The organism is bacterium (assembly GCA_040755795.1).
GTDB lineage: Bacteria > UBA9089 > CG2-30-40-21 > CG2-30-40-21 > SBAY01 > JBFLXS01.
Map to the genome: position 1 here is coordinate 1 of JBFLXS010000059.1, position 15,250 is coordinate 15,250.

Consider the following 15,250-nt stretch of genomic DNA (forward strand, 5'->3'; position numbering starts at 1 on the left):
ACTTAACAAAGCAATAGGTTGTTCACCACCTTATTTTCCTTCCTTTGCGTCCTTTGCGAAATCTTCCTTTGCGCTCTTTGCGGTTAAATCTTTATACCTTTAAAAAACTTGAACATCAAGTATCAGTAAATATAGCCCGGATTCGCTATTGGAAGTAAGTTACTCTGTCAGGTTTCTTTAGAATCAACAAGAGCCTGTGGAGTAGGGGCATGTCTGGGTTGCGTAATAAATGTTAGAGATGGAGAGAAAACCATTGATAAACGCGTTTGTAAAGATGGGCCTGTATTTGATGCTAATGAGGTCATCTGGGAATGAATAATAGTACACTGATAGCCCAGAAAATGCAGGAACTGAGTTAATTCCGCTTTCGAGGTTTCCCCCCTAAACCTCATTGAATTGACCAACCGCAGTTAATGCAAAATTTGTTCTGAAGATTGATTTGCGTACCACAATGAATACAATATTTCATCTCTGTTTTAGGTGGCTTTAGCCTTGGGGATTTAGTGTCTTGTGGTGGATGTTGAACTGGGGAACGGTCGGACTCTATTCGTTCCATCTGTGAACGAATAGAGTCACGGTTTTCAAGATAGACCTCAGCGGAAAGTCCATTCTTTAACAGTGCCTCAAGATTCTTCGCTAATTTGCTATCCTTTGTAGTCATTTCAGTGAGAGGTTTGTCGATGAGGCTTATAGCTTCCTGATAAGCGTCTGATGGGAATTGGCCGCGATCATAAAGTTCGAACAGCTTGCGTCGTTTCAGTTGTATTTCCTCTCTGCACCGGCGTTCGGCTTCGGAACGCTGAAAGGCAAGTTTGGCTATGCGCTGGGCGTCTGCGGTCAGAAAGATATCTTTTGCCATGTCCCCACAGAAAAGAGGTTCCTGGATACTTTTGGCCAAACATCGCGCGCTCTGGGACACCTCCCGTTCGAGGTATTTGTAGACCTCCCAGATTGACACATAGCCGTCGTTGTCCATATCTGCTTTGCCCTTTAGCGCCTCCAGTAGATGATAGGTAAAAATACCATGGCCAATGGTAGGGTCTTCCCCGGAACGTTGATTCGGTTTAGCCGCTGAAATCACTAACCTACCTTCTCCCTGTGCCAACCGCTCGCAGGGATTTTCTACGATTCCCAAATCCCGCGAGCCTCGCTGAGCCACGCCACCCGCGTAGCATGCATCCAGGAAAATAATCAATCGCTGAGCCTTAATCGTGCTCAATAGCCGGTGAAAGTCGGTGTTTGATAGCGCTGAGGCAAATAAATCGTCAGGGTTCGTATCCCACGGCAGAAGATATTTGGCAATCCCATCTTTTTCAGTGTCTTCCTTGTCACTTTCTACACCGCCATGTCCAGCGAAGAAAATAATTACCGTCGATTCGGAACCGGTGTATTTATAGAACCATCCAGTAATCGCATTCTTGATATTGAATAAAGTCGCCTGCTCGTCCAATAGCAGTTTGACATTCTCCTTTAAGAATCCAACGTGCTGTGGATTCAACAATAAGTCACAAAATGCTTGAGCATCGGCATGAGTGAAATCAAGCTTTCGAATACGCGGATCGCTATATTGTCCAATGCCTACAATCAGCGCATAAGCAGATTTGATTGCTACTGTCGCTACTGAACCACTAAATACTTCACTCATGATTTTATCTCCCTTGCTGAGGTTGGTTCCCCGGAAAACAGGAAGTAGAAAGTAGAGAGTAGAAAGTAGAAAGTAAAGAAAACATCACTCCTCACGCCTATCTCCTTACCTCCCACCTTCTATCTCCTACCTACTATTTTCATTCTCATTTGTGAACCCACGGTTCATGAACGTTTCCCCTGAAAATAGCGAATTAGTGAATTAGAGATTAGTGAATTAGTATAGTATCCACAGACTCGTATCCTATGGTGTAGAACAGATATTCCCCCTTAATAAAGGGGGTTAGGGGGTTGTCCTTCTCCCATTTTCATTGCCCTTTGTGAGCCCTGGCTCATGTCCGTTTCCCCTGAAAATCGAGACTCGGGACTCGGGGTTCGGGACTCGGGAAGGCTGGTAGGCGCAGGCTTCAGCCTGATTTCACCTGAACCATCAAACCATCAAACTATCAAACCCATTTTCATCCCCCTTTGTGCCCTGCAGAGGCATGTCCGTTTCCCCTTATTTTTCTATCCTTTAATATTGCCTTTGCGACTAATATGTCCTGAGGCACGGTAATTTTGATGTTCTCATAATCCCCTTTTACCCATTTTACCTTCCCACCCAATCGTCTGATTAATAAGGCATCATCTGTGGCATAAAAATTATCTTGATATGCCTTTTCGTAAGCATCTCTGATTAAATCATATTTAAAAACCTGTGGTGTTTGAATCATCACCAAACTATCTCTATCCCATGTTTCTTCAATCCACTCACCACCATTTATTGATTTAATCGTATCTACTGGCGTAACACCAGGTATCGCTCCACCTGTCTGTCTTGCCTCAGCAATAGTTTCATCTATTAACCGCTGGGTAATAAATGGTCTGGCTCCATCATGAATAAGAACTAATTCTGTCTCAGGAAGAACTTTTCTTAATCCATTATAGACCGAATCCTGTCGCTGTTCCCCGCCCGGGATAACCTCATTTACCTTTATAAACCTATATTTTTCTACAATCTCTCGCTGAGTATAGGCAATATCATCTTGTGGAACAACGAGTATAATGTAATCAATAGATATTGATTCAGATAAAATTTTTAAAGGATAGTAAATCAATGGATGATTGTTAATCATAATAAATGATTTAGGTATCTGGCTACTCATTCTTTCGCCTTTACCTGCGGCAACCAGGATAGCACAAATCTTCATTATCTTCTCCTTTTATTTGGTAATTGGTAATTGGTAATTGGTAACTGGTAATTGGTAACTGGTAACTGGTAATTGGTAATTGGTAATTGGTAATTGGTAACTGGTAATTGGTAATTGGTAATTGGTAACTGGTAATTGGTAATTGGTAACTGGTAACTGGTAATTGGTAATTGGTAATTGGGTTAAATATCGCAAAAATTCGATAAATTTGTCGATTTTATCGAAATCTCTTTATCAACCATTTTTCAAAAACCGGGTCAGCTATTTTGTATATTCCTCTTGTTTGTTTCAAAATTAACCCTTTTGTCATCAGATATTCCAAATATTTACTTACTACATTTATTCCTTCTCCCAAATTTCTGGAAATATCATTTAATTTCTCTACTTGATGTTCTACCATACCTCTTAATACTGCTCGTTCCTTATCACTTAACTTATAAAATTCTTCTTCAAAAATTATACTCCCTTCTTCATCAAGTACTTCTTCAAAAGATACTTTGACTATTTCAGTATCAATCATTTCATCTGTTGGTCTTCTTTGTAATTGCCTGCCTAACAATTGGAGATAAAATGGTATTCCATTAGTCAAACTATGAGCTACTTCTACTGCTTGCGGGGTTATCTTTTGTCTTAGATTTCTACTCAATAACTCACCTGTGGTTATTTTATCAAAAGGAGAAATCGCTTTGACAATAAATTGTCTATAAAAAGCAGAAGAGGAAGAAAGCACAACCATTTCCATAGTTTTTCTGATTGAGCCTGAAATACAAAGTATTGTTTTTTCCAATCTTTCATGAATAGTTCTAATCTTTTTTATCACTCCCTCTCCTAACTTTTTCCCATTGGTTATATCACAGATAGAAGGGAATTCATCTATCATCAATACGGTGCGCACATTAAATTCCTTAGAGGATTCTTCGGCTAAGGTAAATATTCTCTCTAACAACATATTGACATCAAGCAATTTATCTTTTTGTAATAGTTCAACTTCTATCTCATCAAGTATCTTAATAGAAATTTTTGCCTCTTTCAAAACCTCTTTAATCTTTTCCACTGGCGTGGTGAGGAATTTTTTTATTTTATACTTAATTGAAAATTGCTCCTTAAAAGCAGACAATATCGTTTTAACCATCTGGTCAGAAAGTTCTCTAATGGTATTTTCAACTAAATCCCAGATAGAGAAATAAATCACTACTATTTTCTTTTCATCCCTCAAACGATTAGATACTTCTAACAGAATAGAGGTTTTCCCTACTCGACGAGGACCAATCAAGGCAAAACCCATATCCAGCCTTTCATCTTTTAAAGTAGTCACCATCTCATTGAGCAAATCTTCACGATTGATAAAATTTTCTTTTATAACTGGTTTTAAAGTAAATCCCATTAGTTTAGCACCTGTTTACTGTAATAAGTCAGTTATTTGGGGGAATGAAAATAGTAGGCAAGTAGGTAGTAGGGAAGTAGGAAAGGGATAAAGGATGTGCACGGTATTCCTCTTCTGGGGACAATGTCTCCCCCTTTCCTACTTTCCTACTCTCCTACTTCCTACTTTCAGGAGAAACGGACATGAGCCAAGGCTCACAAAGGACAATGAAAATGGGAGAAGAACAACCCCCTAACCCCCTTTATTAAGGGGGAATACCTGTTCTAAACCAGAGGATACGAATCTGTGGATACTATACTAATTCGCTAATCTCTAATTCACTAATTCGCTATTTTCAGGAGAATCCTCCATTTCACTGACCCATTACTGTTTACCGTAGTTAAATATCGTAATTAAATATCAAATATAACCTGCGTTCTAAAATATCCTTCTTTTTCTTCTATTTTTAATTGATGGTAGGTTACAGTTTTAATTTCCCGCAATAGTTCATGTCGATTTGGGTCATACAGTTCTCCAGATGCCTTTGCTTTAAGAAAAGTAGTCCCGATTTCCTTGATACTAAATTTCTTAAATATTAAATTCTCGACATTATGATTATACACCAATTCACTTAAAAAGGCAACTAAAATTTCCTCAAGGTCATTTCCTGAAACCTTAATGTCCACAGTTTTTGTGAGATTAACTTGATTTAAGTCAAAAACTAAGATGCTAAACATTCCGTAGGCAGTATTCTCAAAGGCTTGTTTAAGTGTTTTTCCATAGCCAATGATGCCAATATCTGCAGTATGTTCAAAGATGTTAAATCGTTTCATTCTCTTTCCTCCATCAATTAAAGGATACTATTTTAATTGAGATTTGTCAATATTTTTTTTAAGAATCTCTCCAAAAAAAACTTGACATAAAAGATTAAGTTGGTATAATATATAATATGTTTAATAAAAAATTATGGCTGATTTATATTATTTGTGGAATTTTACTGGGTTGTGGACAACCAAAAGAGGATGAATCTATCTTCAAAAGCCGATTATCTGCTGATGTAACTACATTAGATCCGGCTTTAGTCGTTGATGTTTCAGGGGGGATGTTAACGGCTAAATTATTCAATGGACTGGTAAAATACAATGAAGAAATGGAAATAGTTCCTGATATTGCTGAAGGCTGGGAAATCTCAAAAGATGGAAAGACATATACATTTTATTTAAAAAAAGGGGTGAAATTTACTAATGGTCGTGAGGTCGAGTCCTCTGACTTTAAATATTCTATTCAACAAGTTTTAAACCCAAAAACAAAATCCCCTCGCACCTGGGTATTTGATAAAATATTAGGAGCAAAAGATTGTCTGACAGGAACAACAACTGATTGCTCAGGATTAGTTATAAAGGACAAATGGACACTCCAGATAATTCTTGAAGAGGCGTTTGCACCTTTTTTAGGATTTTTAGCGATGCCAACGGCGTATGTTGTGCCAAAAGAAGATGTTGAAAAATGGGGTGATGACTTCTCAAAATATGTAGTTGGCACAGGCCCTTTTAAATTGGAAAAATGGGTCAATGATGAAAAAATAGTCTTCGTGGCAAATCCGGATTATTTTGAGACAAAACCAAAGGTAAAAAGATTAGAATATCGCATCATACCAGAGGAATTAACTGCCTGGGCAGAATTTGAATCTAAAAAATTAGATGCAATAGCTATCCCAACAACCGTATTTGACCAGGTAATCACTGACCCCAAATGGCAAAGATACATCGTCAGTCAATCAGGAATGAATGTTTATTATTTAGGGCTAAACTGTCAGAAACCGCCTTTTGATAAAGTAGAGGTGCGACAGGCTCTAAATTATGCCATTAATAAAGAGATAATTTTAAATACCGTCCTAAAAAATCGGGGAATTATTTCGCATGGTCCAATACCTCCGATAATTCAAGGTTACTCAAATAATCTTAAACCTTATGAATACAATCCTCAAAAAGCAAAAGAATTATTAACTCAGACTGGATACCCAGATGGCTTCTCAATGAAAATATACCAGAAAAGTAGTCGTGAGGTGTTAGAGATTACGGAAATATTACAGGCTCAATTAAAAGAAGCAGGAATAAAGGTAGAAATTGTGCAACTTGAGTGGAGCACTTTAAAAGAGATGATTAATGAAGGAAAAACTGATGCCTTTTATCTTGCCTGGATTGCCGATTATCCAGATGCAGAGAATTTCTTGACCCCACTTTTTCATTCAAAAAACTTTGGGAGTGGTGGAAATCGTGCATTTTATAAAAATCAAGCAGTTGATGAATTAATCGAACAGGCTCAACAAACTATTGATTTAGATGAAAGGATAAAATTATACCAACAAATTGAAACTAAAATTCATAAAGAATGTCCGTGGGTATTTCTTTGGCATCAAAAGGAATTTAGCCTTCATCAACCCTGGATAAAAGGCTACAAATCCTATCCAATTTGCAATGCAGATAAAGGAACCTCAATATCACGAAATTGTAACCGTTCAGGTGGTAATTTACCGCAGAGACGCAGAGGAACAGAGAAGAGATTGAAATAAATCAGACAACAGAAAAGATTATTGAGGCAATCATAGTAATACATTGGCCCTCAAAACCAAATTTGTTAATCAATCATGATATGTCGGTTTTCAAAAGCTTGCTCTGATGAAAATCCGTGATGGAATGAAGCATGTGGTAAATAGTTTTTAATTTTTTCTCTGCGTCTCTGTGTCTCTGCGGTGAACGGTGACACGAAATTAAAAGCGAGTAATGGGTAACTAATTACCAGTTACCAGTTACCAGTTACTAAAGAAGGAGGAAAAATAAAAAATGGGTAAAAAGTATTATCTGATGTCGCCAGGACCTACCTCAGTTCCACCAGAGGTAAGTTTAGCTGAGGCAAAACCGATTCTTCACCATCGGACAAAGGACTTTGAAGCGGTGCTTGGTAAGGTAAATGAGGAGATAAAATATCTATTCCGAACACAAAATGATGTTTTTACCTTTGCTTCATCAGGAACAGGGGCAATGGAATCAGCCGTGGCAAATCTGCTCTGTGCTGGTGATACTGCTCTGGTTGTCCGAGGTGGAAAATTCGGTGAACGGTGGGGAAATATCTGTAAGGCTTATGGTGTTAATTTTATTCCTTTAGACATAGAATGGGGTTGTGCGGTTAGCGCTAATGAGATTGAGGCTAAATTAAAGGAGAATCCAGATATAAAGGCGGTATTTACTACCCTGTGTGAGACCTCTACGGCAACCCTTATGCCGATTAAAGAAATTGGTGAGGTAGTTGCCAAAACTACTGCGTGTCTGGTGGTAGATGCGGTTAGCGGTCTGGGCGTGGATGAATTCAGGATGGATGAGTGGAATGTCGATGTCGCCGCAGTTGGCTCTCAAAAGGGCTTGATGATTCCACCAGGATTGGCTTTTGCCGCAGTTAGCCCCAGGGCAATGGCAATGAGTAAAACTTCGACCTTACCTAAATTCTATTTCTCTTTTGCGGCGTATAAAAAAGGATTGGAATCTGGTGAACCGCCTTATACCCCTCCTGTTTCTTTGATTTATGCCTTGCAACAGGCACTTGATATGATTAAACAGGAAACTATAGAAAAGGTATGGCAAAGACATGCCATTTTGGCACAAGCTACCCGCGCCGGAATTACAGCATTAGGCTTACGACTCCTATCAAAAAACCCGGCAAATGGACTGACGGCGGCTTTTGGACCTGGAGAAGATGACGCCGGGATTATTGTTAAAAAATATAGCCAATTAGGGATAACCGTAGCCGGCGGTCAGGACCATCTCAAAGGAAAAATATTTAGAGTTGCTCACATGGGTTATGCAGAGATGTTTGATGTCATCATGGCTATCTCTGCCTTAGAAATGATACTGATGGAGATGGGCTATAAATTTGAGATTGGGGCGGGGGTAAAAGCCGCTGAGGAGGTACTCCAGAAGGTATAGCGAATTAGAAGACTTAATGAGTGATAACTATTGTCGGAGAAAATTATGGACAAACAGATTAAACAAATTACCGAAGATATAGAGTTCATAAAAGGTGTCTATAAAAGATTAATAACAATGCTCCCATCTTTTAACATTACCGATAAAGATATTTTGCCCTATGGATTAAAACCCCATACAAGGTCTGTTAGTTGGCTTGTTGAGCAAGTTATCACACAACAAACCAAATATAGAGCAAAACAACTGGGGCTTGATGAGGTTAATTTTGATATGCCTGATACTTGCCTCCATGATTGTGAAATTAAGGTTGGTGATAAAATTTACTATGTTAATGTAAAGATTCATAATGTTGCTATGAGAGAAAATAAAAATGATATTGCGGCGGTTGAGAAACTTTATATGCAATATGCTAGTAATTCTACTTACAATTTAATTTATGCTTGTTTTGGGATAGCATTCAAAGATATAAATATCAAATTTGACCCAAATTATTTATGTTTATTTTCTCCACAATTTCTTACTATTTATATTAACCCAAGAAATGATAAAATCCAGGCATATTATCATCATGAACCAGTACATAGGATAAGAAAGGAATTTTTAAAATTACTTCGCGATAGTTCAAAGAGCATAATATTAGAATCTCAAAAGGAAGATTAGATATGGAAGAAATTTTAAACAAAATTTTTAATGAAGATATGTTAAAAGGAATAGATAAAGTTCCCAATAATTTTGTAGATTTGGTTATATCTGACCCACCTTATTGTTTAGGTAAGGACTATGGAAATAACTCAGATAAATTAAAACCTAAAGACTATTTAGAATGGAGTAAAAGATGGATAGATGCTGTGATACCTAAAATAAAAAGTACAGGTAGTTTTTATATCTTTCTTACCTGGCAACATAGTCCAGAAATTTTTAGCTATATGAAAACAAAATTAATTATGTTAAATGAGATTATTTGGGATAGAAAGGTGCCAAGTATGGGTGGAAGCACCAGAAAATTTTCATCTGTCCACGATAATATCGGATTTTTTGTAAAAACAAAGAATTATTATTTTAATATTGATGCCGTAAGAATTCCCTATGATGCAGAAACTAAAAAAGCAAGGACTCGTTCAATCTTCGTAGGTAAAAAGTGGCTTGAAATTGGGTATAATCCAAAAGACCTGTGGAGTGTAACCAGAATTCACGCAGAAGATCCAGAAAGAGAAAACCATCCAACGCAAAAACCGTTGGAGATTATAGAAAGAATTATTAAAGCAAGTTGCCCAGAGGAAGGAATTGTCCTTGACCCGTTTATGGGTACTGGAACAACAGCGGTTGCTTGTATAAAGATTAACAGAAGTTATATTGGTTTTGAAATAAATCCTGACTACTGTAAAACGATTGAAAGAAGAATTAAAAAAGTAACGAGTATCCCACTCCTTTTTGGCATAATAGAAAGAGACAATTTATATAGTATTAATAAACAAGGGAATTTATTTGAGAGAGAAGAAGTCAGAAAAACAGCATAACTCAGCATATAATACAACATAATAAGCTTTGTGCCTTACAACTTTTATTTTGCATACAACCGTTAATAATTAGTAACTATTCACCTTGTAGGAAAGTAGGAGAGTAGGGAAGTAGGAAAGGGAAAGAATTGGTGCAACAGATGTGCAGAGCGGCTGTTTCTATTCCAGCAAATATTGCAGAAGGTTTTACCCCTCTTCCTACTTCCTACTTTCCTACTCCCTACTTGCTTGGTATGCTGAATAGTTACAATAATTATTAGTTATCAGTTTTTGAATGGAGTTAAAAGATGCAAATAAACAAAAGGTTAATGTGGGTTAATCTTATTTTAATAATCTTGTTATCCAGTGGCTGTGTCGCACTACCTCATAAGCCTACTCCTAAAACCCCACAAGAGATAGCCAGAGCATTAGAACAAGAGAATTTTGACCTGGCTACGGCATACCACAAGGCCGGGATGTTGGAAGAAGCATTATATTTCTCTAAGGAGGTATTGAAGTTAAATCCACAACATCAACAGGCTCAGGAACTTCGAGATAAGATATTAGATGAATTAAAAAAGGAGAAAACACCACCCACACCTGAAGAACCAAAACAAGAACCTTTACCCTCTTTAAAAGAGATTCAGCCGCTTCCTGCTAAAGAAATATCGCCTCTAAAAGAAAAAGAGGCTATTGCTGAAATTGAGGAATTACCTGAAAAGGAAGTAAAGTTAGAGATAAAAAAAGTGCCGGCACAAAAACCTCCGCCGGCGGTGCCCGAGTTACCTTTTTTTGAATTTGCTAAAGAATTACGCACAAAAAAGTTATATGCGGATGCTATTACAGAACTCTCAAATATATTAAACGATTATCCAAATACTCCTTTAAAAGAAAAGATAGATTTTGAATTAGCCAATAATTATTTTGACCAGGCTCAATACGATAAGGCGTCAAATCTTTTCTCTCAAATTATGGCACAAAAAAAAGACCTTCAATATGATGCTCAATTAATGCTTGCAAAATGTTATGAAAAAACAGGAGACCAGGAAAAAGCAAAGATAGAATATCTAAGATTGATTAAGCGTTTAAATATTCTTACAGTTCCTAAAATAGAAGAAGTAAGTAAAGAAGTTACGGCATTAAAATCTATTTTAGACAAAACTACACCGCTTCCTCAAAAAAAGGAAGATTTAGAAGCAGAAGCTCATCTTGGTGTCGGGAATGTGTATCGTGCAAGAAAGGAATATCGCCAGGCATTAGTCGAATATGATAATACGATAAAAAAATCTCCAAAATCTCCGGTCTCGGCAGATGCGGCTTTTTATATTGCGGATATTTATGATAATGTCATAGAACTCAGGGATTATGAGCAGGCAGTAAATGCCTACACTCGAGTCATATCGGACTATCCAGACAGCAAATGGATAGATAGAGCTAAAGAGCGGAAAAAATATTTGATAGATAATTATCTATAGTAGTTATTAACGAAAATTTCTCATAGAACAGATATAGCAACAGGGTTGATGGTTGATAGTTTATGGTTGATAGTTTATAGTTGAATGACTATAAACTATACACTATACACTATAAACTATACACTATAAACTATAAACCATAAACTATAAACGAGTTTTGCATTTTTAGTTTTAAATTTTAAGTTTTTTCCTGCCATCTCTTATTTTTTGCCAAAGTTTAGTAAGTACACAAAGGAGGTATCAAAATGAAGAAAAAAACAGGTGCACAAGAACATACTATTATTATCAGCACAATATTAGGCAGTATCCTCGTGTTTGTGCTGGGGTTCTTTTTGGGACGAGCCTGGGTATTGATGCCACAGGAGAAAATGACTAAAGTTAAAAAAACTACTCCTGTGGTCAGTGAGCAAAAAGAGGAGGAATTTGAAGATACCCTATCCCAACTTCGAGAACAAAAAAGAATGATTGAAGAATTGGAAAAACAAGAAACCCAAAAAATTGAAGAGGGAAAACGAAAAAAGGAATCGGAATTGAGGTTAGCTCAATTAAGAGAAAAAAAGAAACAAGAACAACAAGAAAAAGAGTTAGCTAAAAAGGAAGAGAAAGAAAAACTGCTTGCGGACCAAAAAGAAAAAGAAAGATTAGCCAAACTTGCACAGGAAAAAGAATTAGTTAGGAAAAAAGAGGAAGAACAAAAACGCAGATTACAGGAAGAACTAAAAAGAAAACAAGAGGTTGAAAAGAAGGCACTTGAGGCTAAACAAAAAGCAATTAAGGAACAAAAACCACAACCACCAGTTGAAGAAAAAGAAACTCCTTCTTCTCCTTCTCAAGAGGAATTTACAATTCAACTGCAATCCTCACAAAATAGACAACGGGTTGAAGAATTACTCACAGAATTAAGAAATAGAGGCTATTTAGCCTATGCCATCCAGGTTGACCTCAAAGAAAAAGGCATCTGGTATCGAATTAGACTTGGGAAATACAATAGCCGTGAAGAGGCGTTGAACGAAGCGGAGAAATTAAAAAATAAAGGCGTCATCAGTAGCTACTTGATTACTAAGAGGTAAATAGGAATTTCTTTCTATGCCTTCCGGAATAACCGAATTAAGAAAATCATTCCCATCATACCGAGAATAATGTTAGGTATCCACATCGCTAAAAGAGGCATAAGTAATCCTTTTTCTGCTAAATTTTCATTTAGTTTTAGCAGAAGATAATAGATAAAGACAATTAAAATACATGTGCCAAATCCAATTGATTTCTCTTTATGTTTAACCATTAGACCTAATGGAACTCCAATAAGGATAAATGCCAAACAGCCAAATGGCATGGCGATATGTTTACCCAATTCAATGAGTAAAGGTTGGAGATTTAAGTTTAATTCTTTGTATCTTTTTATCTCTTCTTTTAATTCCACGATGGTCATTGCCTCAATACTCTTGGGGAGATTTTGGTTTATTTTATTCTCATTTGCGGCTAAATTAACTGTATGAACATCAAAGGCTAATACATGATATTTAGAAGGGTCTTTATCATCAACATGATGAATAACTCCATCTTGCAATCTTAAGATTACCCCTTTGTTAGTTTTTGAGTATATCGCCATTTTAGCGAAGATAGCTTCTTTAGGCACACCTAACTCACCACCATATTCGCAGATGTAAATACCTTTCAACTGTTGTTTTTCTTTATCTAACTTATCAATAAAAAGTTCCCTTTGCCCAATTTTAATAAATCTTTTTTCCTCAAGGTAGCTGGATGGCTGTTGCAGAAGTAACTCTGATTGAATTTTTTCAATTGTGAAATTAGTCCAGGGTAATAAAGTCTCTGCAATAATTAATGTAATGAGGCTAAAAAGTATTCCGGAGATAATCATCCAGATAATTGAAGAAATGAGGCTTATGCCACTTGCCCACATAGCCGTAATCTCATTTTCTGCTTTAAGTTTTCCCCAGGTAATTGTTGTTGTCATAAGAAGAGCGATTGGGAGAGAAATATTAAAGGTAGCCGGGATATAGCATAAGAAAAGTTCAATAATCAAAATTCCAGGAATTTGTTTTGTAATTATCAATTCACTTGATTTGAATATCTCGCTCAAGAAAAAAATGAATGTAAAAAGACACATCCCAAAGAAAAAAGGGAAGATATGCTCTCTTAAAATGTAGCGATGAATGATCTTCATAAGTAAATTATAGCATAAAAATAGGCAAAAGTCTATAATTTTCTGTAACTGTAGTTTCGTCATTTTTTATCAAAGATTAACCACAGAGAACACAGAGAAATTTTTCGACCTGTGCGGTTAGGTTATAGACTGCCAATAACCCTTCATTTGTCTTGCTTTTAAAACAAACTTCCATAAACATGCCTCAGCTTTAGTCATTTCTTTCCGTAACTTATTTGCGAATGGTTGAAATTCCTTATTGTATGCGTAATTGTTAGATTTGTCAGATTTCACATTCCACCCCCTAACCCCCGCCAGCGGGAGACACACAAAAAAATATTTGACAAAAAAATGAAAATGGTATAATATATTAAGTTGGGGGGCTGGAGTTATAATTTTGGATTTTGAGATAAAACGCTCATGTCCACAAGGTGAGAAATGTAAGTAATCACAATCCAATCTAAAAGGAGGAATAAAAAAATGAAGAGGATTTTTTGTTGGTTTGGAGGAGTGCTTATTTTAGCAAGTTTATCCGGGTGCTTTGGTATGGGGATGATGCCTAAAGCAGAACGCAAAATAATGGGTGTGATGTATAAGGCATACAATGAAATGGAGAAAGGTAATATAGATAATGCCATAAAACAGTTGGAGGAATATCAATCTACTCATCCCAATATTCCTGATGTTAATCGTGAATGGTTTATAAGTAGCCTGGCAGACGCCTATGAGAAAAAGGGAGATCTTAAGAAGGCGGTTGAGTTACTTGAAGAAATGGTTGAGAAACAACCTTACTACCTTGAAAATGTTTATTATCAATTGGCAAGAGTATATCTAAAACAAGGTTTGGAAGATAAATTAGAAGCATTATTAGAAAAATGTAGGAGACTAAATGAGGTAAAGTTAGATTTGGAGATTGGTCAGATTTACGAAGAGGCAAAGAAATTTAAACAGGCAATCGAGATTTATAAGAAGGCAATTCAACAAATTCCATCTTATTTTCAAGGATATACTCAGATGGGAAATGCATATCGCAAACTTGGAGATCTTAAAGAATCTATCCAAAACTATGAGAAGGCAGTGGAGTATAAACCAGAGAATTTTGAGGCGTTAATGTGGCTTGGTGGATTGAATGCCATAAGTGGTAAGAAAGATAAGGCAAAAGATGCCTTTGAAAAGATACTCGAAATATATCCTGGAACATGGTTTCTCGATTATAAAAATATCCAGATGGTAAAACAGATAATAAATTTCATAGACTCTCCTGCTTATAATCAATTTCTTCAAGATGAATTTCCTATTAAATATATGGGGAATGATATGAATTTGGCTATTGAGGCTTGTAAAGAGAAGATTGCTAAAGAGTCTGAGATTTCAAAGTGGCATTTCTATTTAGGGGTATTGCAGTCTCTAAAAGAAGAGAATAAAGAGGCAAAAGAGGAATTTAAAAAGGTAATTATTCTTGCCCCACATTCACTTGAAGCAAAGTTATCTAAGGCAATTATGAATACTTTATCTGAATTCTAAATTCCCCTTGAACTTCCAGCAGATTGTAACTCTGTAACCGTTCAGGTAATCCTTTACCGCAGAGACGCAGAGGAACAGAGAAGACATATAGTAACTATTAACCAAAAGTTCACATTAGTATTGTTGATAGTTGATGGTTGATGGTTGATAGTCTATGAAACTATCAACTATAAACTATAAACCATCAACCCTGTTGCTATATCTGTTCTATGAGAAATTTTCGTTAATAACTACTATAAAAGATGTGGGTAATGATTAGGATGAAAATCAGGGATGTTAAGCGTCTTGTCCATAGATTTTAATTTTTTTCTCTGCGTCTCTGTGTCTGTTATGTAAAGTGTCAAGCTTTTTTTTATTTTTTTACTTAAGAAAAGACTCTACGACTTATCTCTATAACTCTACACCTTATTTTTG

Annotated in this window: 15 protein-coding genes and 2 pseudogenes; 9 read left to right on the plus strand and 8 right to left on the minus strand. The window is 36.4% G+C overall.

What is annotated here, in order from left to right:
• Positions 1-147: 147 nt before the first annotated feature.
• Complete coding sequence (locus tag AB1414_06090) at positions 148-315, plus strand: hypothetical protein (protein ID MEW6607012.1); 168 nt, start codon at positions 148-150, stop codon at positions 313-315.
• A 73-nt stretch (positions 316-388) separates the two neighbouring features.
• Here the strand turns inward: AB1414_06090 and AB1414_06095 are convergent, their stop codons facing one another.
• The 6 genes and pseudogenes from AB1414_06095 to AB1414_06120 all read right to left on the minus strand — a co-directional run bounded on the left by AB1414_06095 (position 389) and on the right by AB1414_06120 (position 5,030).
• Positions 389-1,645 carry a caspase family protein gene (locus AB1414_06095; GenBank protein ID MEW6607013.1) on the minus strand — a complete coding sequence of 419 codons (1,257 nt, stop codon included), beginning with the start codon at positions 1,643-1,645 and terminating at the stop codon, positions 389-391.
• 457 nt (positions 1,646-2,102) lie between these two features.
• A complete protein-coding gene (gene ispD / locus AB1414_06100; GenBank protein ID MEW6607014.1) occupies positions 2,103-2,834 on the minus strand; it encodes a 2-C-methyl-D-erythritol 4-phosphate cytidylyltransferase in 732 nt (243 codons plus the stop codon).
• Complete coding sequence (locus AB1414_06105) at positions 2,834-2,998, minus strand: hypothetical protein (GenBank protein ID MEW6607015.1); 165 nt, start codon at positions 2,996-2,998, stop codon at positions 2,834-2,836. Before AB1414_06105 ends, ispD begins: the two co-directional genes overlap by 1 nt.
• Positions 2,985-3,029 (minus strand): annotated as a pseudogene (locus tag AB1414_06110) (hypothetical protein). Before AB1414_06110 ends, AB1414_06105 begins: the two are co-directional and overlap by 14 nt.
• 22 nt (positions 3,030-3,051) lie before the next feature.
• Complete coding sequence (locus tag AB1414_06115) at positions 3,052-4,218, minus strand: ATP-binding protein (GenBank protein ID MEW6607016.1); 1,167 nt, start codon at positions 4,216-4,218, stop codon at positions 3,052-3,054.
• A 392-nt stretch (positions 4,219-4,610) separates the two neighbouring features.
• Positions 4,611-5,030 (minus strand): archease, encoded by a 420-nt coding sequence (locus tag AB1414_06120; GenBank protein ID MEW6607017.1) that lies wholly within the window; start codon positions 5,028-5,030, stop codon positions 4,611-4,613.
• Positions 5,031-5,146: 116 nt separating this feature from the next.
• Between AB1414_06120 and AB1414_06125 the strand changes: the two genes are divergently transcribed.
• From AB1414_06125 to AB1414_06155, 7 genes and pseudogenes are all read left to right on the plus strand, one after another.
• Positions 5,147-6,769: an ABC transporter substrate-binding protein gene (locus AB1414_06125; GenBank protein MEW6607018.1), complete on the plus strand. Its 1,623-nt coding sequence runs from the start codon at positions 5,147-5,149 to the stop codon at positions 6,767-6,769.
• A gap of 271 nt (positions 6,770-7,040) precedes the next feature.
• On the plus strand, positions 7,041-8,177 hold the full coding sequence (locus AB1414_06130; GenBank protein ID MEW6607019.1) for an alanine--glyoxylate aminotransferase family protein: 1,137 nt from the start codon (positions 7,041-7,043) through the stop codon (positions 8,175-8,177).
• A gap of 45 nt (positions 8,178-8,222) precedes the next feature.
• Positions 8,223-8,837, plus strand: a complete 615-nt coding sequence (locus tag AB1414_06135; GenBank protein MEW6607020.1) for a hypothetical protein — start codon at positions 8,223-8,225, stop codon at positions 8,835-8,837.
• A gap of 2 nt (positions 8,838-8,839) precedes the next feature.
• Positions 8,840-9,694, plus strand: a complete 855-nt coding sequence (locus AB1414_06140; GenBank protein MEW6607021.1) for a site-specific DNA-methyltransferase — start codon at positions 8,840-8,842, stop codon at positions 9,692-9,694.
• Positions 9,695-9,819: 125 nt separating this feature from the next.
• Positions 9,820-9,954: pseudogene (locus AB1414_06145) on the plus strand (four helix bundle protein).
• A 27-nt stretch (positions 9,955-9,981) separates the two neighbouring features.
• Positions 9,982-11,148, plus strand: a complete 1,167-nt coding sequence (locus AB1414_06150; protein ID MEW6607022.1) for a tetratricopeptide repeat protein — start codon at positions 9,982-9,984, stop codon at positions 11,146-11,148.
• A gap of 245 nt (positions 11,149-11,393) precedes the next feature.
• Positions 11,394-12,218, plus strand: a complete 825-nt coding sequence (locus AB1414_06155; protein ID MEW6607023.1) for an SPOR domain-containing protein — start codon at positions 11,394-11,396, stop codon at positions 12,216-12,218.
• Between the two features lie 14 nt (positions 12,219-12,232).
• On the opposite strand, the gene AB1414_06160 is transcribed toward AB1414_06155, so the two are convergent.
• Both AB1414_06160 and AB1414_06165 read right to left on the minus strand, forming a co-directional pair.
• A complete protein-coding gene (locus tag AB1414_06160) occupies positions 12,233-13,333 on the minus strand; it encodes an LptF/LptG family permease (GenBank protein MEW6607024.1) in 1,101 nt (366 codons plus the stop codon).
• Between the two features lie 117 nt (positions 13,334-13,450).
• On the minus strand, positions 13,451-13,606 hold the full coding sequence (locus AB1414_06165) for a hypothetical protein (protein MEW6607025.1): 156 nt from the start codon (positions 13,604-13,606) through the stop codon (positions 13,451-13,453).
• A 186-nt stretch (positions 13,607-13,792) separates the two neighbouring features.
• On the opposite strand from AB1414_06165, the gene AB1414_06170 reads away from it, so the two are divergent.
• Positions 13,793-14,836, plus strand: a complete 1,044-nt coding sequence (locus tag AB1414_06170) for a tetratricopeptide repeat protein (GenBank protein ID MEW6607026.1) — start codon at positions 13,793-13,795, stop codon at positions 14,834-14,836.
• The last annotated feature ends 414 nt before the right edge of the window (positions 14,837-15,250 follow it).